General features: G+C 30.0%; 4 protein-coding genes. All 4 read left to right on the top strand.

Features of this window, described 5'->3' with window-relative positions:
• Positions 1-268 (top strand): hypothetical protein (locus tag CV944_RS17795; RefSeq protein ID WP_233205234.1); only part of this gene is annotated, 268 nt, incomplete at its 5' end.
• A gap of 110 nt (positions 269-378) precedes the next feature.
• Complete coding sequence (locus tag CV944_RS16690) at positions 379-1,209, top strand: ParA family protein (RefSeq protein WP_158236229.1); 831 nt, start codon at positions 379-381, stop codon at positions 1,207-1,209.
• 33 nt (positions 1,210-1,242) lie between these two features.
• Positions 1,243-1,638: a hypothetical protein gene (locus CV944_RS16685; RefSeq protein ID WP_011886982.1), complete on the top strand. Its 396-nt coding sequence runs from the start codon at positions 1,243-1,245 to the stop codon at positions 1,636-1,638.
• A 6-nt stretch (positions 1,639-1,644) separates the two neighbouring features.
• The gene (locus CV944_RS16680; RefSeq protein WP_100664554.1) at positions 1,645-2,361 is read left to right on the top strand and encodes a hypothetical protein; all 717 of its coding nucleotides are present in this window, start codon (positions 1,645-1,647) and stop codon (positions 2,359-2,361) included.
• Positions 2,362-2,561: the final 200 nt, after the last annotated feature.

Genomic DNA, 2,561 nt, shown 5'->3' with positions numbered 1-2,561 from the left:
GTGGTGCAGGGAATCATCAAAAAAAGGGATGTATGGATCATATATCCATAGAACTAACACCAAAATCAAAGTTGATTTCCAACCATCACGGATTCAGGATAGAGCCTTTGTGGAGATATTTGTTAAATCGGGAGTAACCACAAGGATCATCCTCTTGAAACCAAACTTACCCCGCATGTTTCTCTATGTAAACTACACGTTTCTAGCTGTCAAAAATGCTAATGAGAAAACAACACTTTCACAAACAATCTACCAAGGCGATAAATAGTTACATACTTTCAAATAATTTCAAAATTTTGGTTAGCATTATTAGTGATTTTTAGTATAATTTTATAAGGTAATTATTTAGAAAATATAGGTTTTAAAAGGGGTATGGAAATGAAGAAGAACGTAATTTCCTTTATAAACATGAAAGGCGGAGTTGGAAAAACAACATTATGTGTGAATTTAGCATATTGCTTAGCCAAACGATTTAACAAAAAAATACTTTTAATAGATTTAGACCCTCAGTTTAATGCCACTCAATATTTAGTTGATCAGGAAACTTACCTCAGAAATATATATGAAAAAGGACAAACAATTTATACTATCATGAAATCAAATTCTCCTGTTGCTGATATGCTAACTGGGCAGGCAAAACCAGAAAAGGTAGATAGGCTAGAATATAATATTTGTGAAAATCTAGATCTAATAGCTGGAGATTTAAACATGCTCTATTTAGATGGTCCAACTGGCGGATTAGATGATCGCCCATATAGATTATTAAATTATATTAATGAAAATGGGTTACGAGAAAGTTATGATTACATTTTTATAGATTGTCCTCCTACCCAGTCTATATATACTTTGACAGCATTTAATGCAAGTGACTATTATATTATGCCTGTTAAACCAGATTTCTTATCAACATTAGGTGTAGACTTGTTTCAAAGAACCGTTCAACAATATAACAAAAATGCTCCAAAGAAAATTGAACCATTAGGTATAGTATTTACACTCGTACAACATTATAAGCACCCAGAAAGAAAGATGAAAGAGATTAGAGAAAAATATAGATTTAATACATTTGAAAATACACTAAAATACTCTATCAAGGTTCCGGAAACAGCAGAGCAAGGAAAGATGATATACGATATGACAGATACTGAATTATCGGATTTAAGGGAAGGAATTGTGAAGTTAGCCGAAGAATTCCTTAATAAGTTCTGATATGGACTGTTGATTGAAAAGGAAGTGAGCACAATGAACGAAGAGATTAAAGACATAATTGAGAGAGCAAGTTACTTTAATAAAAAATACTCGGTGTACAAAACAGAGAATCAAGAGCATTTTATTTACTATTTTATTCTTATTAATTGTTTATCAGAAATTATCCTGTCGAAAAAGTACTTTAAACGTAATAAGGATTTACTTACTTTTCTTGATAAGAAATTTGATATAAAGTTACCAGACTACTTAGAATCCAACAGATCTCTAATATTAGGTAGAACTGTTAAATATATTGCTCAGATTGATGACATAATAAAAATTCGAAAGTATTTGAGTATTATTTATAAATTTTTTAGTGACGATTTCAACAATAAATCAGATACATCTGATTGGTCGTCTGTTATTGATATGCTCGACTTAAAGGGGTAGTAATATATGGAAAATCAAATGGTAGAAGGAAGCTTTCTGAGAGTAATTGAATATTTAAGGAATAATGTTTATAATGTGAAGTTTTTATCTGAAAGTTCGTTAAAGCAAATAAAGAAAGTACACGATGCAGCATATATACTTGCTCAATGGAAGTTAGATTTAGAAAAATGTATGATATCAGATGAAAATTTTTCTGAAATGCTTTCTATTTCTATTCAAATGCTACATGCTTGTGCCTTTAAGGATGAAAAACTGTTATATATTTTGTTAAGAAGCTTGATTGAAAATTTTTTTAAATATAGTAAGAAACATTTTGCAATTGAAAACTGCACCTACACAAACGAATTGTATGAAAGATTCAAAAAGCATGAAAATATTAAAGATAATCAACTTTTAAAACAAAGATATATTAATATTTGGAACTATTATCAATATGCATCTAATTATGTGCACTCAAATACAACGAAATTTCTGTCGTTATATAGCTGTGTTCAAAATTACATAGATAGAGAGGTTGATGACAACTTTCGTAAATGCACAGATCATATAGTCAAGGTAATCCAAGAAATTAATTGTATTTTAATTTTAATACATCCTATGGTTTATCATCAGATGGAAAGATTGACAAGGGAATTAATAATAGGATTCAATTCACAAGAGCTTAAAATACAAATACACTCTCACTTTTTTAACAATCAGTATTCTGATATGCTTAATGGTTAGTTATAAGCAATTTTTTATACAGGCTTAGTAACTCACATTTCGCACCCTAACAAGGTCAAAACAAAGGATTTTTTATTTACTGTAGATGAGCAAATTCACTTACATAAATTGACAACTAAACAAAAAAGGAGACATGAACCCGATTCCTTGGTTAGAATAGATGTACCACCAACTATCCACAAGGAGGTTCATGTCTCATG

Origin of the sequence: Geobacillus sp. WSUCF-018B, assembly GCF_002809985.1 — a bacterium.
GTDB lineage: Bacteria > Bacillota > Bacilli > Bacillales > Anoxybacillaceae > Geobacillus > Geobacillus thermophilus.
Note: the sequence above shows the minus strand (reverse complement) of the source record. Positions and strands in the feature narration are given on the sequence as shown.